The sequence below is a fragment of the Lysinibacillus sp. NPDC056232 genome (assembly GCF_042267565.1).
Classification (GTDB): domain Bacteria; phylum Bacillota; class Bacilli; order Bacillales_A; family Planococcaceae; genus Lysinibacillus.
The window spans coordinates 341,979-364,391 of the sequence record NZ_JBHJTF010000001.1 but is presented as its reverse complement, the minus strand read 5'-3'; the positions used below and the strand labels follow the sequence as shown (position 1 = coordinate 364,391).

Here is a 22,413-nt window from a genome sequence, read left to right as displayed (position 1 = left end):
ATCATTTACGTTGACATTACTTTTTTTCAACAATTGTTTTACCTATATGCTCAAATGTCTCGTCTAAAATACGTAACATTTCATCTAGCTCTACTTTTGATAGAATGAGAGGTGGAGAAAAAACAACTGTATCTTGATCATACGTAACCGTTCGTAGAATCAATCCTCGTTTCATCGTTTCCTGAACAAAAATCGGACTAAGAGGAGACTCAAACAATTCACCCGTCTCACGGCTCTTCACTAATTCAATGGCTCCAAGTAATCCAAGCGTGCGCACACGGCCGATAAAGCTATATTTTTCTTGCAGTGCTCGGAATCCTTCTAACATGGCATCCCCCATGTTTGCAGCATTTTCAACGAGATTTTCTTGCTCAAGGATTTCTATGTTTTTCAATCCAACTTGGCAAGCGAGTGCATGACCGCTGTAAGTATATCCGTGCATTAATGTCCCTTTAGAAAGCTCACATAAATCTTGATGAATAATTTCAGATATCGCCACACCACCAAGTTGAACATAACCACTTGATACGCCTTTAGCGAAAGACATCATATCTGGCACTACTCCGTAATGTTCCATACCAAAGAATTTCCCTGTACGGCCAAATCCTGTAATAACTTCATCTGCAATGAATAAAATACCGTACTCATCACAAATTTTTCGCACTTCTTTAAAGTAATCTTTTTGCGGAATATTAACTCCACCTGCCCCTTGTACGGGCTCAGAAATAAATGCTGCCACAGTCTCAGGGCCTAACGCTTCAATCGTTTCACGTAAATTACGTACGGATTCGCTGTATACATAGTGGAAATCAGGGGCGTGAGAATTGGTAAAGTCACGAAATGCTTGTAAGCCTGTCGCATTAGTAGCCCCCATAGCCACACCATGGTATGAATGTGTACGTGAAATAATTTTTTGACGCTCTGGCTGACCTTTTAGTAACCAGTAATGACGTGCTAATTTAATGGCTGTATCGTTCGACTCTGAGCCACCCGAAGTGAAAAATACAGTATTTAAGTCTCCCGGAGTTAAAGAAGCGATTTTCGTCGCTAAACGGATAGCTGGTTCATTGCTAAATGAAGCGAAGCAGGAACTAAATGCTAATGTAGAAATTTGCTCCTTTGCTACTTCAGCAATTTCTTTACGGCCATGCCCAATATTTACATTCCATAAAGAAGACATGCCATCAATGTATATATTTCCTTCTATATCTTTTAAGTAAATGCCATTGCCCTCTGTAAAAATGGCTGCAGGACCTTGTGTTTGCTGTTGCTCGATCGACGTTGTTGGGTGTAGAAAATGTTTTTGATCTAACGTTTTTAACTCTTCTTTTAGTTGAATTGTCATAAATGCCAACCTCTTTTCGTTTAAAGTTTCATACATTTTTTTAGTAGCAATTCTCATGCCAACTGGTAAAAAAAATTATTTAAACGAAAAAAAATTGCCTTTTTGCCATAGCGTGGGGTTGATTTCCGTTCCGATTGGGCGCTTTGTTGTTGCTTTCGCACAGATAAAACAATTGCTGACGCTTCGCTTTCGCACAGAGCAAAGCTTCCTGGGGGCGTCCGATCTCCACTCCAATTAACTTATATTCATGCCATACGTTTTAACAGCAGTTTTGTGAAGCAATAATTAATTGCTTTGTATTGTTTTGATTTATCACCAAAAGTTAGGGATGATATTCCAAAAAGAAAAAGAGACGTTTTCTTTTTGAAAATGCCTCTTTCCTTCTAAATCTATTAACATATTAACGATGCGTTTCATCATTTTCCTTGTATGAATTAGTGAGTATTGCGATATTACAACTTATTGTGCACGAATGATATATTGATGCAAAAATACATCGTTAGTCCTTATATGAAATTTGTTTTGTTAATTGCAACTTTTGTATTTTACGTACCAATGTTGATTGATCACAGCCAAGTGATTTTGCAGCCTGCCGGATACTCGGAAATTTAGATAGAGCTTCCTTAATAATCTGCTTTTCAAACGCGACTACTTGCTCCTTTAAAGTACCACTAAACTTCGGGGTTACACCTTGTTCCTGGATGTTTTGTATTTCTACGGGATTTTCTATATCACGTATAATAATTGGATTACTATCTAACTCTTGTTGTACAATATAGGCTGTTATTTCTGGCTGCGTTGCTAGCAAACAAATACGCTCCACCATATTTTTAAGTTGACGTACATTTCCTGGCCATTCAAAACACTCTAATATTTTCATTGCAGATGATTCTATTGTTCGATGGATACCATATTTCTCTTCAACAACAGCTAAAAAATGGTAGACAAGTGGGATGATATCTTGACGACGATATCTTAAAGGAGGAATTTCAATCGGGATAATATTTAAACGATAATATAAATCCTCACGAAAATGACCTTGCCTCACCATTTCAGCTAAATTTCGATTTGTCGCAGCGATTATGCGTACATCAATTGGAATAGGCTTTCCACTACCTAAACGCTGAACCTCAGATTCTTGGAGGACACGTAATAATTTCGCCTGTAGTAGTAAGGGCATCTCTCCAATTTCATCTAAAAACACTGTACCACCAGACGCAATCTCAAATAACCCCGCCTTACCACCTCTGGCTGCACCCGTAAATGCTCCTGCCTCATAGCCAAAGAGTTCAGATTCTAATAAATTCTCAGGGATTGCACTACAGTTAATTGTTAATATTTGCTTATCGTTACGCCGGCTATTTGCATGAATAAGCTTTGTAATCTCTTCTTTACCAACGCCCGATTCGCCACCAATTAATACAGTTGAGTCTACCTCTGCAACTCTCATAACCCGCTTTACAACTTGCATCATTTCTGAAGACACCGCGATTAAACTACTTTTTGTTGTTTCTTTATTATGTAGGGCATGTAGCTTATTTTTAAAATTCTCATTTTGAACTTCTAATTTTTTTACTTCTTTCTCTAACAGTTTTAATTGTGTCATATCACGTGTAATTGCTACTACGTATTGTAATTCACCGTATTCATCAAATATTGGCTTGCCAGAAACTAAGAAGCATTTCCCATTAATAAACGTCTGCAAAATCGTTACTTTTTCTTTTGATTCCATTACTTTCATCGAAATGGAATCATTCATTAATCCTTCAGCGATTACGTCTTTTGCAAATCTCCCCATTAAATCAATGCCTACAATTTCAATATCAATATCATTTTGAAATAAAATTTTGCCATCGCTATCACATACTGTAACGCCATCAGATATGGAGTTTAATACTTTTATGGACAATGGATTCATAAAGTCTATATTGCTATACTGCATGAATGGCTTTATATAAAATAAGGTACCTTGCGAAGTCTCTAATACATGAACAAAATAACCTTCTACCTCAAAGCTATCCGTCCCTGTACTATATTTTTTTATTATTTTTTCAAGAAGCTCTATTTGGATATCACTTTTAAACATGACCTCATCATTTTTTACAATAAAAAAATGCTCATCTTTATGTAGTTGAGTTATCGACACCTAGACCACTCCCTCTCGAACTTTAAAAATCTTTATCAATTAATAGGTATACTGGTTAACCATTTTCATCCATCGCAATGAATATTCCTAATCAACACACCTTATCCAATAATACAAAAAAATTCGCTCTTTTCTACGGGGCATCTATACGCCGCGAAAAAACTTAAAGCATCCTTTAAGTTCTTTCGCGGCTTGATATCTCGCAGGAATATCGCGAATTTTTTGTATTTTATAGTATTCTACTCTGAAGCTAGCTTTTCCTCTATTTGCTCCGCAGGTCTTGTCGACATCTTTCGCATTATCATGAACAACACAACTGAGCCAATTACTACTAATGTACTTAAATAAAATTGTGAACGTAAAGATTCGATGAGGGCCTGGCAGAAATAAACGACTGTTAAAATACCAATTGTGACATACGATAGATATGGAAATAGCCACATTCTAATCGATAATGCCTCATCTGAAACTTTGTCATAATGACGTCGGAAACGAATTTGTGAAATAGCAATGAAAATATAAACTGCAATCATTAATCCTCCAACGCAATTCCCCAAAAAGTAGAAAATAACTTCAGGTGAAATGAAGTATAACATCGCACAAATATACGCAACCGCCGTACTACCAATAACAGCTGGAACAGGCACACCTCGACTATTTTTAATTTGCGAGAATATTTTTGGTGCATCGCCTCGACGCGACATTTCTAGTAACATACGTGAACTTGTATAAAGAGCAGAATTTAAAACAGAAATTAATGAAATAAAAATGACTATTTGAATAAGTTGAGCAGCAATTGGAAGCCCTGCCATTGTTAAAATATTTGCATAGGGTGCTCCCAACATTTTTGTATCATTCCAAGGTATAAGTAAAACCATAATAGCTACTGAGCCTACAAAAAATAAACCTAATCGAAAGACAACATTGCGAATGGCGCGGACAATATTTTTCGCTGGATTTTCAGATTCTGCTGCCGCAATAGCTGCAACCTCAGCACCACATATCGAGAATATAACGAAGACAATTGCCGTAAATATCGGGACAATCCCATTTGGTGCAAATCCACCAAATTCCGTTAAAATACCTAACCCCTTCGGTTCAGAATTTGGCCAAATCCCTAAAATCATAGCTATACCAACTATTAAAAATACAACAATAGCCGTAACTTTAACGAAGGAAAGCCAATATTCAAATTCACCAAATGATTTTACTGAATAAATATTAACGATTGTCATCAATAACGTTATGCCTACGCTTCCAAGCCATGTTGGTATCATCGGAAACCAATTATGCAGCATTCCCCCTATGAGTGCTGCTTCTAACCCCACAATAAATACCCAGCTTGCCCAATAAAGCCAACCTACTGTAAACCCTGCCCATGGACCAATATACTTCCCTGCATATGAAGCAAATGAGCCTAACTCTGCTGAACCTCCTGATTTCTTTCCTAATACTATTTCTCCGGCTGCCATTTCTCCAACCATTTGCATGATCAGAACTATGAGTAAGCACGCAATCGCATATGAAACCACCGCTGCAGGACCGGTACTTAAAATATTTTTCCCTGTCCCAACGAAAAGCCCTGTACCAATAACCCCACCGATGGAAATCATTGTAATATGCCGTGTTTTCAGTGATTTTTGCAAAGCCCCCATTAAACCACCCCTTTAGTGTTTTATGTAGACATTTACTAACCCCTTTTCTCTACTTCAATGTCTATCGTTTAATGAGCAATTCTGATGCCAAACCCACTAAATTATTGAAAATTCCAAAAATATCTCTACATCTATTGTTCATAGAATTTCTAACTCAGTAATTTTAAGGCTTATCAGCATAGCGTGAGGTTGATTTCCGTTCCGGCTGGGCGCTTTGCCGCTGACGCTTCGCTTTCGCGCAGAGCAGAGCTTCCTGGGGGCGTCCGATGAGCCGCTTTTGTTGCTGTGCGTAAGAGAAGTGGCAGCAACAAATGATTTAATGCAATTTTCAAATTTTGATGCAAAAATACATCATTAACAGTATATTTACATCAACTATTCTATCCATATATACGATTAAATGAACTCATAATATTCATCTCTTCCCTGTACTTCGCTACTGTTCGTCTGGATATTTGGATACCTTCAGCACTCAAAGTATTTGTAATCTGCTGATCCGTTAAAGGCTTTTGTTTATCCTCTCCCTCAATCAACTGTTTAAGCCGTTTTTTAATATACATAATCGAGTCCATTTTTCCAGAAATATTCATTACTCCTTTTGTAAATAACGATTGTAAAGCATACACACCATGGGAGGTTTTTATATATTTTCCACGCACTGCTCGGCTAATCGTTGATACATGTAGACTTAAAATATCCGCTACATCTTTTAACCGCATAGGCTTCAATGCCTCCATACCTTTATGGAAAAAATCTACTTGCAATTCCACTAGCAATCTAGCTAATTCGTACAGTGTTTTATCACGTTGTTCAATTCCTTGCAATAATAAAAGAGCATCTTTCATTGTATCTTTAAAATATGTTTTACAATTCGGATCATTTTTTAGCATTTCAACATACTCTTTATCGATAGAAACGATTGGTAAATATCCACGATTTAATTTAATTAGCCATTCCTCTCCTAATCTCTCTACTTCGACTTCTGGCATGACATATGGTATCGCTTCGAATTGATCTCCTATCATCACTGGATTTAAATTCTTTATATAGTGGACCGTTTTCTTCACTTCATGTAGAGACGTTTTATACTTTTTACTTAACTGTTTAATAGCCTGTGCAGCCACTAGCTCTAAATCCGTTTCGATAAATCGGGAGGCCAATTTTGGTGCAAGTGCATCACTGTCTACCTGAATGAATAAAAACTCCTTATAATTACGCGCCCCTACTCCTACTGGCTCGAAAGTTTGAAGTAAATCCAATAATGCCTCTACATGCATAACATCCGTTTTACATCTATTAGCGACAACTTCTAAATCAACATCTAAAAATAGACGTTCATCTAAGGATTGAATTAAAAACGTTAAGATTTTTAAATCTAAAGAAGATAGATTTTTATGCATAGGTACTTGTTCCAATAAGTACTGCTCATAGCTTTCTTTTACAGCAAATTTCATCTCAATAGGGTTAAATGAATGATGTTGAGGCGCATAATATTGCGCGGAATAACTCTTATCGGAATAGCTTGCTAATTGCATAATTTCCTCATAGTGCATTTTCACCTTAGCATCAGTAACAGCTAACAGTGGATTTTCGTTAGCCTTATCATAAATATACTGTTCTAGCTCATTCGTTGTATATTGCAGTATTTCCAAATGCTGTACTAATTGTGGTGATAAAACTTGCATTATTTTTTGGGAAGTTTCGATAGCCATTTGCATACCCCACACCTCCAAAACAGAATTTTCTACATAGTAACATGTTTATTCTGTTTTTTTCCATTTTTTAATCAAATTTTTATTTTTATACATAGCTCATCAGCAAAAGCTAGGAGACGTATGTCTATACGTTATGGTGATAAGCTAAAACTTCTTCACTCCACTCATAAAATTTTCTAATAATTCCAAAAAAGTAATTGACTACACTTGTAAGTGATCATAAAATACACATATACGATAATGATTACCACATTACGGTAAAATTTAAGGAGTGAATCAAATGTTTCATTTACCAACTGTGCAGTTTACACAACAACAAGAGCAATTTCGCTTAGATGTTCGAACGTTTTTACAGGATGAATTAGCAAAAGGAACCTTCACGCCTAAATGTGATTCTTGGCTCAGTGGAGATGATCCTGAATTCTCTAAATTAATCGGTCAAAAAGGTTGGATTGGCTTAACTTGGCCTAAAAAATATGGCGGCCAAGAGAGAAGTACTATCGATCGATACATTTTAACAGAGGAATTTTTAGCCGTTGGTTCCCCAGTTGCTGCACATTGGTTTGCTGATCGCCAAACAGGACCACTTCTTTTACGTTATGGAACAGAAGAGCAACGTGACTATTTCTTACCGAAAATCGTGAAAGGTGAATGCTACTTCGGCATAGGTTTGAGTGAACCGAATAGTGGTTCCGACCTCGCTTCGGTCAGCACACGTGCTGAAAAAGTAGATGGTGGATGGATTGTCAACGGTCAGAAAATATGGACGAGTAACGCACACCTTTGCCATTATATGGTTACCTTAGTACGTACAAGTCCTTTTGATGGAAAAAATAAACATGCTGGGCTCAGTCAGTTGATTGTCGATTTACAAGCGGAAGGTGTAACTGTTGTTCCCATCAAATTTTTAACTGGCGAACATCATTACAACGAAGTGTTCTTTGACAATGTTTTTGTACCTGACAATATGGTTGTTGGTGAAATCGGTAATGGCTGGGCTCAAGGCTTAGCAGAGCTTGCCTTTGAGCGTAGTGGTCCAGAGCGAATATTGAGTACGTTCCCATTAATCGATGAGCTTATTCAAGAGTTAAAGCGCCAAAACAATTTAGATGGGTTGCAGCAAGCGTCTAAAATAGTAGCTCGTCTTTGGGGTTTACGTAATTTATCAATTGGCGTAGCCCAACTTCTAGAATCCGGTAATGGTGATGATGTATCTATTCCTGCAGCACTTGTGAAGGCACTCGGTACGAAATTTGAGCAAAGTATTCCTGAAATCACACGCTTAATTGTACAGACTTATCCAACGCTTGACGCGCATCGTAAAATCGATCGCTTTATGGCCGAATCCATTTTACATGCACCAGGTTTTACAATTCGAGGAGGAACTTCTGAAGTACTGTATGGCGTTGTAGCGAAAGGGGTTATAGCACAATGAGTGAAATGAGAGACATGATCGTTGATGTTGTAGAGCGTATGTTAAAAGAAAAAGTTGATAAAGATTTAGTGGATACAGTGGAACAAGGTCATTGGGCACCTGAACTATGGGATCTGTTTAAAGAAAATGGAATGACTGTTGTAGCCATTGCTGAAGAAAATGGCGGTGCAGGTGGCGACATAGAGGATTTATTGAATATTGTTCGTTTAACTGGAAAATACGCGGCACCGATTCCATTTACCGAAACAACAATTGCAAACTATTTATTGCAGTTTACGCAGTTACAGGTACTTGAGGATTTGGCGACGTATATGTTATGCCCTAACCAAGCCTTTACGTTAGAGAATGGCAAATTAACGGGAGAGGCGATTCAAGTCCCTTGGGCACGTCATACAAAACACCTAGTGACACTTGCCCATAGCGCGGAGGGCACACATCTTGTAGAAATAGATTTAAGCCAAGCTGAAATTAAGCTAGGGTCAAATTTAGCAAGCGAGCCGCGTGATACCGTGATATTCCATCATGCTACGGCTTCACAAGTATCTGCTGTGTTACCTCCTGATAAGGTACACACTATAACAACACTCAATTCTGCGTTTCAATTAGCACTCATGACTGGTGCCATCGATAAAATAAATGACTTAACTGTTCACTATACGAAAGAGCGTGAGCAATTCGGTCGACCGATTCATCGCTTCCAGCTCGTTCAACAGCATATTGTAAACTTAGCAGGTGAAACGGCGATCGCGCTTGCAGCATTTAATAATGTTACAGAAGCCCTTCAGATGAACAGTCAAAAGAGTGAGGTTGCTTACGCTTGCATTCGTTTTGAAGAAATTATTCAAACAGTGACAACAATTGCGCATCAAGTACACGCTGCAATTGGTACAACACACGAACATAGTTTGCATCAATTTACACGCAGACTTTGGTCATGGCGCGATGAAGGAGCCAGCACCTCTTATTGGACTCATTTTGTCGCAACACAACTATTGGAAAATAGCGGAGATAGCCTATGGGGATATTTAACTTCGTTCAGCTCAAGCTCGCCGCTTCTTAAAGTAGAAGGATAAGGACGGCAATTATACAAAATTTGAATTAATTGAAAACTACTAATGACATGATAAGGAGTGTTATCAATGACTGATTTACTTTTTGAAGTGCAAGACCACGTTGCCACAATTACATTAAATAGACCTGAAGCGTACAATGCTTTTAGTGAAGAGATGATCTCTAAATGGATTGAAGCCCTTGAAACTGTTCGTGATTCAGAGGATATTCGTGTTGTCATCGTAAAAGGTAATGGAAAATCATTTTGCGCTGGTGGGGATATTAAGGCGATGCAAGCTGGTGAAGGATTTTTCCAAAGTGAGGACGATATCTCTTCTACAGGGTTAGCGCGCAAAAATTCTCTTTGGAAAAAGATTCAGCGTATCCCCCTTCTTCTTGAAGAAATTGATAAGCCCGTTATTGCACAGGTTCATGGGTTTGCAATGGGCGCAGGACTGGATATGGCCTTAATGTGCGATATTCGGATTGCCGCAAAATCTACAAAGATCTCAGAAAGCTATATTAACGTTGCGATCGTGCCGGGTGACGGTGGCGCTTATTATTTACCAAAATTAATCGGCATCGATCAAGCATTGGACATGTTCTGGACAGCACGTGTATTAACTGCTGATGAAGCAAAAGACAAAGGTGTTGTGACATTTGTTGTAGAAGACCATGAGCTTGACGAATACACATTGAATTATGCAAAGGAATTAGCAAGTCGTCCAACTACGACTTTGCAATTCATTAAGCGTGCTGTTTATCAAAGTCAACGGATGGATTTACGTACTGCCCTTGATTATATTTCATCACAAATGGCGATTGTAACAGAGCTAGATGATTTTAAAGAGGGTGTAAACGCAGTTGTAGAAAAACGTAAGCCTGTTTATAAATGAGATGTTTAGGAGGAAGAACAATGCAACCTCTTGAAAATATTCGAGTGTTAGATTTATCTCGTGTTTATGCTGCCCCTGCCGGCTCCATGATGTTAGGGGATTTAGGAGCAGAAGTAATCCGCGTAGAACATCCAAATGGCTCTGATAGTATGCGTGATTGGGGGCCATTTGTGAATGATCAAAGTACGTATTATTTATGTGCCAATCGCAATAAAAAATCGATTATATTAGATTTAAAGACAATAGATGGCAGGGAAAAATTTAAAGAACTTGTTAAAGATGCTGATGTCGTACTCGAAAATTTTAAGACGGGTGACATGGAGCGAATGGGACTAAGCTATGAGGAATTAAGAAAAGTGAATCCTAGAATCATATATTGTGCAGTAACAGGATTCGGTCAAACAGGTCCTCTTGCGCACGAACCAGGCTTCGATCCAGTTATTCAAGCAATGAGTGGTTTAATGCATGTCACTGGTTCAGCTGAAGGAGAAGCGACAAAAGTCGGTGTCCCTATTGCCGATATTTTAACCTCTAATTATGTGGTCATTAGTATTTTAGCCGCTTTACGAATGCGCGACCAAACCAATACAGGACAATTTATTGACTTAGCTTTATTAGACGTTCAGATGAGCAGCTTAGCGAATGTAGCGAGCGCTTATATAAATACAGGTTTTATCTCAGAACGTCTGGGTAATCGTCATAATAATGTTGCGCCGTATCAAGTATTTAACTGTGAGGATGGCCCCCTAATGATTTGCGTTGGTACAGATGGTCAATTTAAAAAGTTTTGCACGCTGTTGAAACGTGAAGAATGGGCAGATGACCCGCGCTTTGTAACAAATACGCTGCGCAAGCAACATGAAGCGGAGCTAGTTCAGATGATTACTGACATGACCATGACAAAAACACGGGATGAATGGATTACCTTATTACAGCAATATAAAATTCCAGGTGGACGTGTGAACACCATTGCTGAGGCACTGGAACAACCTCAGTTCATTGCACGCGATATGATTGGTGAAATAGAGCACGAACAATATGGTACGATTAGATTCATCAAAAGTCCGATAAAGTTCTCTGATTTAACAGTTCAATATTCATTAGCACCACCGATACTTGGAGAACATACAAACGAATTCCAAAAGTCCTCTCTACAAAAATAAAATTACGCTATAATAGAAGTAAATTTTATGGTTCATCATCGAAGGCTTGGGATGACATTTTGTTAAAACGTATGCTCTGTATATGTGGAGTGGATAAGGACGCCCCTAGGAAAGCGTTTAGCCGGAACGGAAATCAACCACACGCTATGATGATGAGCCCTACAAATGATTTCTAATAAATTTTGGTACATCATCGGAAGTTTAAGGATGACATTTTGTTAAAACGTATGTCATGTGAATAGTTGATTGGAGTGGAGGCTTGGCGACTCCTTGGGGATCAGCGTCACAGATGAGACCCTGGAGCGAGCAGCGCGAGTGAAGCGGCTCATCGGACGCCCCCAGGAAAGCGCCCAGCCGGAACGGAAATCAACCACACGCTATGATGATGAGCAAATTTCATCTTCATTAAACAAATGTTTTTATGCACAAATCGCATAACGACATTTAAAAATGAAGATAAATCCTCCGGCGGATGTCGAAGAGAATTTTATTACGTAGGTGACGGGATGAATCAAGAGATTTTCGAAAAAAACTATACAATGTCATCGCTGCACAAAGCTATTAAAGTGTTAAAAGCTTTTTCAAAAGATGAGCCAAGCCTTTCCCTAACTGAGTTAAGTAAAAAAACAGGGATCAGCATTTCCAGTTTACAACGCTTCGTTTCTACCTTTGTGTACGAAGGCTTTCTTCACAAAGATGAGCGTACTAAGCGCTATCAATTAGGTCATTCGCTTCTATATTTAGGAAATTTAGTAAAAGAAGAATCAAGTCTTATTATTGTCGCAGAGCCTATTTTAAAAAAGCTAAACGAAGACATCGGCGAAAGTGTTTCCATGAATATTATTGATGGATTGGAAAGACGATGTATTTTAAACTATGATTCAACATACCCGCTTTCAACGAAAATGTTTGTAGGTGACACCTCTCCCCTTTATGCAGGTGCATCATCTAAAATATTACTCGCATTTATGCCAGATGTTGAAGAATATGTAGAGAATATAAGCTTTGAACCTATCACTGATCAGACAATACTTTCCAAAGAGCAACTGCGGGGGGATTTACAGCAGATTCGTAGTCAGCGCTTTGCGAGAAGCAATAGTGAGCGTGTACGTGGAGCATGTTCTTTATCTGCACCGATTTTAAACGCTTCCAACCAAATAATTGCATCCGTGTCACTTGTTATACCAGAAGTACGATATAATGACTATGATGAAAATTTATTAATCGAAACGATTCAAAGCGTTGCATTAGAAATCGAAAAGCAATTGTATTGATAGAAACAAAGAATAAACCCGAATAGATTCACTTTTTAAGTGCTTGCTATTCGGGTTTAGTGCTTTAATCATTTAGCTCATCAACAAAAAGCGACTCCTTTGGGATTAGCGGCTCATCGGACGCCCCCATGAAGCTTTGCTCTGTGCGAAAGCGCAGCGACGGCAACAATAACAACAAAGCGCCCAGTCGGAACGGAAATCAACTACACGTTATGGTGATAAGTTAATTATTTACTAATCTCGAGAAATCTTCCCAATGATTTAAGCGTGGCAGTTCAACATGCTTGTTATAGGATTGATTTTTTAATATCACTTTTGTCTTCACATCTCGTAGTGTTTCTAATACAGCTGGTTTATCATCCACATAAACATCTAAAGCTAGCTCTTTGATAATCGCCACTTTCTCTGTATCCTGCATTCCGCAGAAAAAATGACCTTCTGTGATTGGAAAACCTTGTGCTTTCATCCAAGCTTGTGTTTGCTCACAATATTGTTTAGGACGTGAAGTAATATAATAAATGTCATGTCCCTGCTGTGCCAAAGCCTGAAGCGTCTCGAGTGCTCCCTCAAAAGAAGGACAATCCGTAAAATAGATTTCCTCTAATGAACTATTCCACATCGCCGATCCTTCAGCATCTGTTAAACCAAAAGGTTCGTGAATTTCAACTCTTTGCAAAGCTTGAAATGCCTCTAGTGCAACATTTTTACTAAGTTTTTTATTATAAAGCGCAAAGGCGTGTGCTCGTAAATCGATGAGTGTGTCATCTATATCAAAGCCAAATTTCATGTTGTTTTCTTCCCTTCAAGAAGCCTTGTTGATGAAGTTAGCCGCAAATGTTTGCTCTTTTTCAATTTGCGTCGCTAATACTTCCTCAATGGCTTGCTCGCGCATTTGTTGAAAATCTTGTACGTTAAAATGAATAAGCGTATCTTTATTTATTAGTGACGCAAGACAATCTGCATCCTTTAGGGCACTATTGAGCCCAAATGCCCCAGTTGGTGTCATCGTGTGAACTGCATCCCCTAATAGCACAAGCCCCTTTGTCCCCCAGCAGTCACAATGACTACTGAATACATCAAGCAAGACAAAATCTTGCCAAGATCTAATATGCTCCTTAACCGTATCAGATAGTTCCGGAAATTGATCTGAAAGCTGTTGGATAAATGGAGTAAATGCTTTTTTTCTAAGCTGAGGAAAACTTCCTTGTTCAATATTCCAGCCGATTTGAATGAACCCACCTACCTGCGTAAACAATGATAGCTGCTTATCACCTATTAATGCCATTTTAATCGATGGCTCCCATCCTTGAGGAGCAGGAATTTTTGCCCACAATAAATCAAAGCCATGTTTATGCTTTTGAATCTCAATGTGTGCTTTCTTACGTATAGTAGAGTAACGACCGTCAGCTCCGATAATTAACTGACTACTAATTTCAATCGTTTCCCCATCTCTTGATGCAATGACACCCGTATATCTACCCGAAGAGTCAACTATGAGTTTCGTCACCTTCGTATTGAGGAAACAAGAAAAGTGAGGAAAATGCTGTGTTTCTTGTAATATTCCCTTTAATAGATTGGCCTGCGGTACATGAATTCCTAAATGCCCTACAGCTTCATTAGGAAAAATAGTTTTAAATGCTCCACCATCTGCGTAATATTCAAGTTTGCCCATACGTAATAAGCCGAGCGCCTCGACTGCTTCAAAAAGCTGATGACTTTTTAAAACAGCCTCACCCTCTTCATTTAAATGCTCACCGCGAAATGCCTGCCCCAATGCCGCGTTTTGTTCCAGTAGTATCACAGAAAGACCTTTTTTCGCTAGTAAGTGCGAAAGAAGTGCTCCACCTGGCCCAGCCCCCACGATACAAACATCTGCTTGATAATTCACTTTTCTTCACCTATCTTTGGGTAAGCAATAATACGTAAATCTTGCCCAACCTGCTCAAACGATGCAAATTCTACATCCCATGCTTCATCCATAGAAGATGGATTTTGACCAGCAATCGGTGTTAATGATAAGCGACCACCGAGAATTTTTGGCGCTATGTAAATCACATATTTGTTAATAGCACCTTGCTGTAAAAATGAAGAGTTGATCGTACTTCCACCCTCTACTAAAACATCCGTAATGCCATATTGATATAGTTTTTCAAGCATATCATCAACAACAAGCCCCTCAGAATCATGTCGAACTGGCAATACAGTCACGCCTTTTCCCTCAAATGCTGTGATTTTTTCTTGACTGGCATTCTCACTACATACAATAATTGTTTTCGCTTCTTCTACATTCAGAACATTGGCATGAGCTGGTGTACGAAGGGAGCTATCCATAATAATGCGCACTGGGTTTTTTCCGTAAGCTTCTTTTAATCTTGTCGTTAAGGATGGATTGTCAGCTAAAACAGTCCCAACTCCAACTAAAATACCATCCACCTCATGACGAATATGGTGAACATCCTCACGCGCTGCCTCACCCGTTACCCACTTGGAATGTCCCGTATGGGCAGCTATTTTCCCATCTAAAGTCATCGCATATTTTGAAATAATAAATGGTCGTTTTGTTAGCATATTGTGAATAAAACGTTCATTTAAACGGCGAGCTTGAGCTTCTAAGACACCCACCTCTACCTCTATGCCTGCATCTCGCAACAGTTGAATACCACGTCCAGCAACAGCAGGATTTGGATCTTGCATGGCTACAACAACACGACTAACTGCTGAGTCCTTCACTAAATTTGCACAAGGAGGTGTTTTTCCATAATGCGAACATGGCTCAAGAGTTACATAAAGTGTTGCACCTTTAGCATGTTCTCCAGCCATACGGAATGCATGCACCTCTGCATGTGGTTCACCTGCTTTTCTGTGTAAACCTGTTCCAACAATTACACCGTCTTTCACGATTACAGCCCCTACAAGTGGATTGGGATTCGTATTACCTTTTGCACTAGCGGCTAAATCAAGTGCTAACTGCATATATTTTTCATCTGTTGTCATCGTCGTTTCCTCCACTCACTTCTCTTCGCGCAAATGTCCAGATTTCTCTACTTTCGTGTTTAAATAAAAACGATTTGTCTCCGTTAATCCTCCCCATAATGGGACATGTCCTTCTGCTGCTAAACCATGCGCCTGTAATGCAGCAAGTTTCTTTGGATTATTAGTAATCAGTGTAACTGGCTTTGAACGCAGTGCAGCTAACACAGTAATGGCATCTTCATAAGAACGAGTATCGTCCGGGAAGCCAAGAGCATGGTTTGCTTCAACCGTATCTAACCCCTCTTCTTGTAATAAATAAGCGAGCGATTTTGAGAATAACCCGATACCACGACCTTCATGATCTGCTAAATAGAAAATGGCACCGCAGCCATGCTCCACAATCATTTTCATCGATTCATGTAATTGATAACCACAATCACAGCGTTGGCTTCCAAAAATATCACCTGTATGACAAATGCTATGCATACGAATTAAAGCATCCTCTGCATGTGCAAAATCTCCATAAACAAGTACTGATGACTGTTGTAAAGAAGCTAAATTTGCAGATGCTAATTCATCAATAATTTCTTCTTTTGATAAATCAGCACCCACTTTCAACCAGTTATACCACTGAAATGTCGCTGAAAATTCGCCCTGTTTTACCGGTAATTTCACTGGACCAACTAGGCAAATATTTTCAGTTTCAGATTGCTTCACGATCGTCATTTTGTCTTTCACTATATCCAAAACTTTAGTAGTAATTGTCATATTTTCTCCAACCTTCTATTGTTAACAGCTAGCTAAACCTACTAACTGAGCACTTATATTTTCATATCACTTACATAACGTAACTTAGTTTATAATAATAACTAACAACTGTCAAACTACAGCTCTTATTCTATTAAAAATAATTAATTAAAACAAAACCTGCTACATTACAGATTTTCTGAACGGGAAAGCCCACTCCTTCAGGTATGGGCTGAGAGTGAGGGCGGATACGGAGTGCCACTAAAAACCGAAAGGCTTATGGTGCTTCAAGTATCCGAAAAATCCCACACTTTTTTTGTATGTATGTTGCAGTTTTTAAAAAAACTGCTACATTGTGTATATGAACGAATATAGACGAACGAACCCGTATCATTAATTAACTATCCTTTCGTTTTTGTCCCCGGTACAGAGGGAAATTTTTTTCGTTCAGATGTAGAGGAACGCTTTAAACTTTTGGTGCAGGAAATATGTGAGGAATTAGAAATTGACATTGTTGCTTTGGAGTGTGACAAAGACCATACCAACGCTTAGTCCTGCTGATATTATGGCAAAAATCAAAGGAGTAACGTCTAAAAAGTTAAGAGAGGAATTTCCTCATCTACAACATTTGCCAAGCCTATGGACACGTTCCTATTTTGTATCTACCGCAGGAAACGTATCGAGTGAAACCATCAAACGTTATGTGGAACAACAAAAAACAAGGGGGTGAATTATGTGACGCAAACGATAACAGTGAAAATCAAATTGCTTCCAACAAAAGAACAGGCTTCTATTTTGAAGAATATGAGTCAATCGTATGTTTATACAATCAATGCTCTTGTTTCTGAAATGGTTGCAGATAAGAAAAGTACAAAAAAATCAAGCAAGGATATTTCTGCCGACCTGCCAAGTGCTGTTAAAAACCAAGCGATTAAAGACGCTAAAAGTGTGTTTAAGAAAGTGAAGAAAAATAAATACAAGGTTGTTCCTGTGTTAAAGAAGCCAGTGTGTATTTGGAATAACCAAAACTATTCTTTTGATTTAACGCACATTTCAATGCCTATCATGATGGATGGCAAGGCAACTAAAACGCCTATTCGTACTTTGCTGGTCGATAAGGTTAACCGCAATTTGGATTTGTTGAAACACAAATTAGGTACTCTTCGTATCACGAAAAAAGCGAATAAATGGATGGCACAAATAGCTGTCACCATTCCTACAAGTGAAAAAACAGGAACAGGGGTAATGGGTGTAGATTTGGGTTTGAAAGTCCCTGCTGTTGCAGTGACAGATGATGGAAGCGCTTGTTTCATTGGAAATGGTAGACAAAACAAATATGTCAGACGTACATTTAAATACAAACGTAAGAAGTTAAGTAAATTAAAGAAATTAAATGCTATTCGTAATCTTAATGATAAAGAACAGCGATACATGAAAGGACAAGACCACAAGGTTAGTCGTGCGATTGTTAATTTTGCTAAAGAAAATAAGATTTCTGTCATTCGTTTAGAACAACTAACGAACATCAGACAGACGGCAAGAACAAGCCGTAAAAACGAAAAGAATCTGCATAACTGGTCATTCTATCGTCTTGCTCAATTCATTGCGTACAAAGCGAACCTAGTGGGTATTAAAGTTGAATTTGTGAATCCTGCATTCACAAGTCAAACATGCCCGAAATGTTCCGAGAAGAATAAGGCATATGATAGAAAATATAAGTGTAAATGTGGATTCGAAAAACATCGTGATTTAGTCGGTGCAATGAATATTCGATATGCACCTGTGATTGATGGTAACAGTCAATCAGCCTAAGATGCTATATGCACTGTCTTAGGAAGGGTAATGAGATCCCCCCCATCTTGAGAGCTGTTCAAAACAGAAATGGACTGCGAACGCTTAGTTACTCAGGAATCCCACCCGTCATACCGTAAGTTGTAGGACTTGCGACTTAAGTCGTGGGAGTCTCAAGTTGTAATCATATACTAATAGCTTATGGAGGTGCTATTTTTTCTGTGCAGGCTAGTCTATAATAAGCTGTGGTAACTGTAATGAACGAAAGGAAGTTAAGAATGCAATTAGAAAAAAATGTGCAGGTGAAGCAGCCAAAATACCAGCAAATAGCTGTCGATCTAGCCTCAAAAATCGTGGAAAGAAAATATCGAATTGGCGATAAAATTTACGCAAGATCGTCTCTAGCTAGCCAATATAATGTCTCTTCAGAAACTGCAAGAAGAGCGATTGCTGTTTTGCAAGACTTGGAAATTGTGGAGGCCACTAAAGGTAGTGGGGTTATTATTATCTCCTATGAAAAGGCTGCATCTTTTGTCCGACAATTCCAGGATGTTCAATCTGTCCACGAACTACAACATGAGCTTATGACAAGCATTCAAAAGCAACACCAAGAATTAATAAATTTACAGGAAAAGACCAAACAACTTATTAGTCGAACTGAACATTTCCGATCCGTCAATCCATTTATCCCATATCAATTAGAGTTGACAGCTGATAGTCCTTGTATCCACCAAACAGTACAGGAATTGAATTTTTGGCAAAATACGTCTAGCACGATTGTCGGAATTCGTCGTAAAAATGAATTATTACTATCACCTGGTCCATATGTGTCATTGGAAGAAGGAGATATCATTTACTTTATCGGTAATGATGAAAGTTTCGCTCGAGTTCTGAGCTTTTTATATCCAATTTAAAATCCGCTTAAACGCTGATATAACAGCGTTTAAGCGGATTTTTTGTCATTTGTCGATTTGACAGAAGTAACAACTCTTTGTTAGTGTTAAGTTGTTACTTGTTTATATTTGGGTATCATTATCCTCAAATAGTATTTTTCTTCATTCAGTGGATGTCCAAGCACCTACTGAAATAGAAAAACTAAGCCTAAAAATGTCACATACAGTGGCATTTTATCTGTGCGTAAGTGAAGCAACACCCATTACGCCAAGGCGAAATTGATCTACGAAAGGAATGGTTCTATTGGAAAAAATAAAAGTGGAGCATGTTTCTAAAGTTTTCGGAAAACATATTCCCCAAGCATTAGAACTTGTCAAGCAACAAAAAAGCAAGACTGATATCTTAAAGGAAACAGGTGCAACAGTTGGTGTATACGATGCAAGCTTTACTGTAAATGAAGGTGAAATCTTCGTCATCATGGGATTGTCAGGAAGTGGAAAGTCAACGCTTATCAGACTTTTAAACCGGCTTATCGAGCCTACAAGCGGAAATATTTATATCGATGGAGAAAATATTTCTAAAATGGGCAAAGAGAGTTTACGTAATGTAAGAAGAAATAAAATGAGTATGGTCTTTCAAAACTTCGGTTTATTCCCCCATCGTACACTTCTTCAAAACACTGAATATGGCCTTGAGATCAGAGGCATATCAAAGGAAGAACGACAAGCTAAAGCAGAGCAGGCTCTCGAAAATGCAGGCTTACTTGCTTATAAGGACCAATATCCTAGTCAATTATCAGGCGGTATGCAACAACGTGTTGGATTAGCACGTGCACTTGCAAATGACCCTGAAATATTACTAATGGATGAGGCTTTTTCTGCACTCGATCCATTAATTCGTAAAGAAATGCAAGATGAGCTACTCGATTTACAAAGCACAATGAAAAAAACAATTTTATTTATCACCCACGATTTGAATGAAGCATTACGTATTGGTGATCGTATCGCCATTATGAAAGATGGCTCAATCATTCAAATTGGAACTGGCGAAGAAATTTTAACAAATCCTGCAAATGATTATGTTAAAACCTTCGTAGAAGACGTCGATCGCTCTAAAGTATTAACTGCTGAAAATGCTATGGTTCGACCTGTATCTGTCAATGTAGATGTAGATGGACCGACCGTAGCACTTAAAAGAATGCGCGAAGAAACGGTTAGTTTACTAATGGCCGTTGACAAAAATCGACATTTAAAAGGCTATATTACCGCTGACGATGCACGGGCTGCAGCTAAAAGACAAGAACAAACGGTACATTCAATTGTTCAATCAGATATGTTGACCGTTCCACCAGATATGCTTTTACAGGATATATTAGGTTTGATTCATAATTCTCCTACTCCTATTGCAGTTGTAAAAGATGAGCGCTTGCTTGGTGTTCTTATCCGGGGTGTTGTCATCGAAGCACTTTCAACTAGCGATGAGGAGGCAGCTGCACATGAATAATTTTTTAGACAATATTCCAGCAATACCAGTGGGACCATGGGTAGAATCAGTTATGGACTGGTTGACGAGTAATTTTTCAGTGTTTTTTAACTTGATTCAAAAAAATGGAAAACTACTCATGAATCAGGTCACTGATTTATTAGTGAGCATTCCTCCGATTATTCTTATTTTACTTATTGTCATTTTTGCCTTTTTCGTTACAGGTAAGAAATTCGGGCTCGCAACGTTTTCATTAATTGGTTTGTTATTTATCTATAATCAAGGCTTATGGACACATCTTATGGAAACAACTACGCTCGTACTCTTTTCAAGTATCATCTCCATCATTTTAGGTGTTCCACTTGGCATTCTAATGTCCAAGTCAACTGTAGCTGAAAATGTGATTAAGCCGATACTCGATTTCATGCAAACAATGCCTGGCTTCGTATACTTGATTCCTGCCGTTGCCTTCTTTGGTATTGGGATAGTACCTGGCGTATTTGCATCCGTTATTTTTGCCTTACCACCTACTGTACGTATGACGAACCTAGGAATTCGCCAAGTACCAAAAGAATTAGTGGAAGCTGCGGATTCATATGGTAGTACCTCACGTCAAAAACTATTTAAAGTAGAAATTCCTCTTGCCAAATCAACTATAATGGCTGGGATTAACCAAACTGTCATGCTATCACTTTCAATGGTTGTAACTGCTTCAATGATTGGTGCACCTGGTCTAGGACGCGAAGTATTAACGGCATTACAACGTACACAGGTTGGAAATGGCTTTGTTGCAGGTCTAGGTCTTGTTATTTTCGCCATTGTTATAGACCGTTTAACGCAAAGCTTTAATAAGAAGAAAGCTGTTTAGATAAAGAGACAATTTTTTAGTGAAAGTCTTAGTTCTAGCTTTAGATTTACGTGTTGTAGTTGAATATATATATAAGAAAGGAAGATTCGATGAAACTGAAAACATTAACTAAATTAGGGATGGCTTTAGGGCTTGGCTTTTTGCTAGCTGCATGTAGTGGTGATGATTCAAGTAAGAGCGATGGTAACTCAAAGGACGTCAATCTAGCCTACGTTGAATGGGATACAGAAATTGCTTCCACAAATGTAGTTGGGCAGGTGCTTGAGGATTTAGGTTACAATGTAACATTAACACCACTCGATAATGCAATTATGTGGGAGGCTGTTTCAAAAGGTGAAGCAGATGGTATGGTTGCCGCATGGTTGCCAAATACACATGCCCCACAGTACGAAAAATATAAGGCTGATCTTGATGAGCTAGGTGAAAACCTTGCTGGTGCCAAAATAGGTTTAGTAGTACCAAGCTATATGGACGTTAATTCGATTGAAGATTTAAAAAAGCAAGCAGATCGCACAATTACAGGTATTGAGCCTGGTGCTGGGATTACAGCTGCTACTGAAAAAGCTTTAGATGAATATGATAACTTAGCAGATTGGAACCTATTAACATCTTCATCTGGTGCTATGACAACTTCTCTTGCTAAAGCGATTAAAAACAAAGAAGACATCGTTGTGACTGGCTGGTCCCCTCACTGGAAATTCGCTAAATATGACCTTAAATATTTAGAAGATCCAAAAGGTATTTATGGTGGCGAAGAAACGATTAACACATTCGCTCGTAAAGGGTTAAAAGAAGATCAACCAGATGTATATTCTGTACTAGATAACTTCCATTGGACATCAGAAGACTTAGAGAGCGTTATGCTAGAAGTTATGGATGGCAAAGACCCAAAACAAGCCGCTAAAGATTGGATTGCAGACAATGCAGACAAAGTTGCTGAATGGACGAAGGATGTAAAAAAATAATTCTATCAATTATG

General features: G+C 38.5%; 20 protein-coding genes and 1 pseudogene. 12 read left to right on the top strand and 9 right to left on the bottom strand.

From position 1 onward, the window contains the following. Nucleotides 1-16: 16 nt before the first annotated feature. From ACFCYJ_RS01880 to rpoN, 5 genes are all read right to left on the bottom strand, one after another. Nucleotides 17-1,345, bottom strand: a complete 1,329-nt coding sequence (locus ACFCYJ_RS01880; protein WP_376069917.1) for an aminotransferase family protein — start codon at nucleotides 1,343-1,345, stop codon at nucleotides 17-19. Between the two features lie 499 nt (nucleotides 1,346-1,844). Then, a complete protein-coding gene (locus ACFCYJ_RS01875) occupies nucleotides 1,845-3,491 on the bottom strand; it encodes a sigma-54 interaction domain-containing protein (RefSeq protein WP_376069914.1) in 1,647 nt (548 codons plus the stop codon). Between the two features lie 239 nt (nucleotides 3,492-3,730). Next, nucleotides 3,731-5,146 carry an amino acid permease gene (locus ACFCYJ_RS01870; RefSeq protein ID WP_376069912.1) on the bottom strand — a complete coding sequence of 472 codons (1,416 nt, stop codon included), beginning with the start codon at nucleotides 5,144-5,146 and terminating at the stop codon, nucleotides 3,731-3,733. Nucleotides 5,147-5,319: 173 nt separating this feature from the next. Further along, on the bottom strand, nucleotides 5,320-5,490 hold the full coding sequence (locus ACFCYJ_RS01865; RefSeq protein ID WP_376069909.1) for a hypothetical protein: 171 nt from the start codon (nucleotides 5,488-5,490) through the stop codon (nucleotides 5,320-5,322). Nucleotides 5,491-5,526: 36 nt separating this feature from the next. Continuing rightward, nucleotides 5,527-6,864 (bottom strand): RNA polymerase factor sigma-54, encoded by a 1,338-nt coding sequence (gene rpoN, locus ACFCYJ_RS01860; RefSeq protein WP_376069907.1) that lies wholly within the window; start codon nucleotides 6,862-6,864, stop codon nucleotides 5,527-5,529. Between the two features lie 277 nt (nucleotides 6,865-7,141). Between rpoN and ACFCYJ_RS01855 the strand changes: the two genes are divergently transcribed. From ACFCYJ_RS01855 to ACFCYJ_RS01830, 6 genes are all read left to right on the top strand, one after another. Next, nucleotides 7,142-8,296, top strand: coding sequence for an acyl-CoA dehydrogenase family protein (locus ACFCYJ_RS01855; protein ID WP_376069904.1), 1,155 nt, complete (start codon nucleotides 7,142-7,144; stop codon nucleotides 8,294-8,296). Continuing rightward, nucleotides 8,293-9,369 (top strand): acyl-CoA dehydrogenase family protein, encoded by a 1,077-nt coding sequence (locus ACFCYJ_RS01850; RefSeq protein ID WP_376069902.1) that lies wholly within the window; start codon nucleotides 8,293-8,295, stop codon nucleotides 9,367-9,369. Before ACFCYJ_RS01855 ends, ACFCYJ_RS01850 begins: the two co-directional genes overlap by 4 nt. A gap of 66 nt (nucleotides 9,370-9,435) precedes the next feature. Continuing rightward, nucleotides 9,436-10,242, top strand: a complete 807-nt coding sequence (locus ACFCYJ_RS01845) for an enoyl-CoA hydratase/isomerase family protein (protein WP_376069900.1) — start codon at nucleotides 9,436-9,438, stop codon at nucleotides 10,240-10,242. Between the two features lie 20 nt (nucleotides 10,243-10,262). Further along, nucleotides 10,263-11,405 carry a CaiB/BaiF CoA transferase family protein gene (locus ACFCYJ_RS01840; protein WP_376069897.1) on the top strand — a complete coding sequence of 381 codons (1,143 nt, stop codon included), beginning with the start codon at nucleotides 10,263-10,265 and terminating at the stop codon, nucleotides 11,403-11,405. Nucleotides 11,406-11,675: 270 nt separating this feature from the next. Next, on the top strand, nucleotides 11,676-11,843 hold the full coding sequence (locus ACFCYJ_RS01835) for a hypothetical protein (RefSeq protein WP_376069894.1): 168 nt from the start codon (nucleotides 11,676-11,678) through the stop codon (nucleotides 11,841-11,843). Between the two features lie 68 nt (nucleotides 11,844-11,911). Then, the gene (locus tag ACFCYJ_RS01830) at nucleotides 11,912-12,679 is read left to right on the top strand and encodes an IclR family transcriptional regulator (protein ID WP_376069891.1); all 768 of its coding nucleotides are present in this window, start codon (nucleotides 11,912-11,914) and stop codon (nucleotides 12,677-12,679) included. Between the two features lie 223 nt (nucleotides 12,680-12,902). Here ACFCYJ_RS01830 and ACFCYJ_RS01825 read toward each other — a convergent pair whose 3' ends face one another. Genes ACFCYJ_RS01825 through ACFCYJ_RS01810 form a run of 4 tightly spaced genes read right to left on the bottom strand, consistent with a single transcriptional unit; the run spans nucleotide 12,903 to nucleotide 16,420 of the window. Further along, nucleotides 12,903-13,466 carry a 5' nucleotidase, NT5C type gene (locus tag ACFCYJ_RS01825; RefSeq protein ID WP_376069888.1) on the bottom strand — a complete coding sequence of 188 codons (564 nt, stop codon included), beginning with the start codon at nucleotides 13,464-13,466 and terminating at the stop codon, nucleotides 12,903-12,905. Between the two features lie 15 nt (nucleotides 13,467-13,481). Beyond that, nucleotides 13,482-14,567: an FAD-dependent monooxygenase gene (locus ACFCYJ_RS01820; protein ID WP_376069886.1), complete on the bottom strand. Its 1,086-nt coding sequence runs from the start codon at nucleotides 14,565-14,567 to the stop codon at nucleotides 13,482-13,484. Next, nucleotides 14,564-15,673, bottom strand: coding sequence for a bifunctional diaminohydroxyphosphoribosylaminopyrimidine deaminase/5-amino-6-(5-phosphoribosylamino)uracil reductase RibD (ribD, locus tag ACFCYJ_RS01815; RefSeq protein ID WP_376069883.1), 1,110 nt, complete (start codon nucleotides 15,671-15,673; stop codon nucleotides 14,564-14,566). Before ribD ends, ACFCYJ_RS01820 begins: the two co-directional genes overlap by 4 nt. Nucleotides 15,674-15,688: 15 nt before the next feature. After that, nucleotides 15,689-16,420 (bottom strand): GTP cyclohydrolase II, encoded by a 732-nt coding sequence (locus tag ACFCYJ_RS01810; RefSeq protein ID WP_376069881.1) that lies wholly within the window; start codon nucleotides 16,418-16,420, stop codon nucleotides 15,689-15,691. 375 nt (nucleotides 16,421-16,795) lie between these two features. Here ACFCYJ_RS01810 and tnpA point away from each other — a divergent pair. The 6 genes and pseudogenes from tnpA to ACFCYJ_RS01780 all read left to right on the top strand — a co-directional run bounded on the left by tnpA (nucleotide 16,796) and on the right by ACFCYJ_RS01780 (nucleotide 22,399). Beyond that, nucleotides 16,796-17,129, top strand: a pseudogene (gene tnpA, locus ACFCYJ_RS01805) (IS200/IS605 family transposase). Between the two features lie 5 nt (nucleotides 17,130-17,134). Beyond that, nucleotides 17,135-18,211: an RNA-guided endonuclease TnpB family protein gene (locus tag ACFCYJ_RS01800; RefSeq protein ID WP_376069878.1), complete on the top strand. Its 1,077-nt coding sequence runs from the start codon at nucleotides 17,135-17,137 to the stop codon at nucleotides 18,209-18,211. A gap of 257 nt (nucleotides 18,212-18,468) precedes the next feature. Next, entirely contained in the window at nucleotides 18,469-19,104 is a 636-nt protein-coding gene (locus tag ACFCYJ_RS01795; RefSeq protein ID WP_376069875.1) for a GntR family transcriptional regulator, read from the top strand. Between the two features lie 283 nt (nucleotides 19,105-19,387). After that, nucleotides 19,388-20,587, top strand: coding sequence for a quaternary amine ABC transporter ATP-binding protein (locus ACFCYJ_RS01790; RefSeq protein WP_376069872.1), 1,200 nt, complete (start codon nucleotides 19,388-19,390; stop codon nucleotides 20,585-20,587). Beyond that, on the top strand, nucleotides 20,580-21,434 hold the full coding sequence (locus ACFCYJ_RS01785; protein ID WP_376069869.1) for an ABC transporter permease: 855 nt from the start codon (nucleotides 20,580-20,582) through the stop codon (nucleotides 21,432-21,434). The genes ACFCYJ_RS01790 and ACFCYJ_RS01785 overlap by 8 nt, the downstream gene beginning before the upstream one ends. Before the next feature lie 89 nt (nucleotides 21,435-21,523). Beyond that, on the top strand, nucleotides 21,524-22,399 hold the full coding sequence (locus tag ACFCYJ_RS01780; RefSeq protein ID WP_376069866.1) for a glycine betaine ABC transporter substrate-binding protein: 876 nt from the start codon (nucleotides 21,524-21,526) through the stop codon (nucleotides 22,397-22,399). Nucleotides 22,400-22,413: the final 14 nt, after the last annotated feature.

Excerpts from the sequence above, each read along its gene's own strand:
- ACFCYJ_RS01880 (WP_376069917.1), bottom strand. The coding sequence starts at position 1,345 with ATGACAATTCAACTAAAAGAAGAGTTAAAAACGTTAGATCAAAAACAT.
- ACFCYJ_RS01870 (WP_376069912.1), bottom strand. The coding sequence starts at position 5,146 with ATGGGGGCTTTGCAAAAATCACTGAAAACACGGCATATTACAATGATT.
- rpoN (WP_376069907.1), bottom strand. The coding sequence starts at position 6,864 with ATGCAAATGGCTATCGAAACTTCCCAAAAAATAATGCAAGTTTTATCA.
- ACFCYJ_RS01855 (WP_376069904.1), top strand. The coding sequence starts at position 7,142 with ATGTTTCATTTACCAACTGTGCAGTTTACACAACAACAAGAGCAATTT.
- ACFCYJ_RS01850 (WP_376069902.1), top strand. The coding sequence starts at position 8,293 with ATGAGTGAAATGAGAGACATGATCGTTGATGTTGTAGAGCGTATGTTA.
- ACFCYJ_RS01845 (WP_376069900.1), top strand. The coding sequence starts at position 9,436 with ATGACTGATTTACTTTTTGAAGTGCAAGACCACGTTGCCACAATTACA.
- ACFCYJ_RS01840 (WP_376069897.1), top strand. The coding sequence starts at position 10,263 with ATGCAACCTCTTGAAAATATTCGAGTGTTAGATTTATCTCGTGTTTAT.
- ACFCYJ_RS01830 (WP_376069891.1), top strand. The coding sequence starts at position 11,912 with ATGAATCAAGAGATTTTCGAAAAAAACTATACAATGTCATCGCTGCAC.
- ACFCYJ_RS01825 (WP_376069888.1), bottom strand. The coding sequence starts at position 13,466 with ATGAAATTTGGCTTTGATATAGATGACACACTCATCGATTTACGAGCA.
- ribD (WP_376069883.1), bottom strand. The coding sequence starts at position 15,673 with ATGACAACAGATGAAAAATATATGCAGTTAGCACTTGATTTAGCCGCT.
- ACFCYJ_RS01810 (WP_376069881.1), bottom strand. The coding sequence starts at position 16,420 with ATGACAATTACTACTAAAGTTTTGGATATAGTGAAAGACAAAATGACG.
- ACFCYJ_RS01795 (WP_376069875.1), top strand. The coding sequence starts at position 18,469 with ATGCAATTAGAAAAAAATGTGCAGGTGAAGCAGCCAAAATACCAGCAA.
- ACFCYJ_RS01785 (WP_376069869.1), top strand. The coding sequence starts at position 20,580 with ATGAATAATTTTTTAGACAATATTCCAGCAATACCAGTGGGACCATGG.
- ACFCYJ_RS01780 (WP_376069866.1), top strand. The coding sequence starts at position 21,524 with ATGAAACTGAAAACATTAACTAAATTAGGGATGGCTTTAGGGCTTGGC.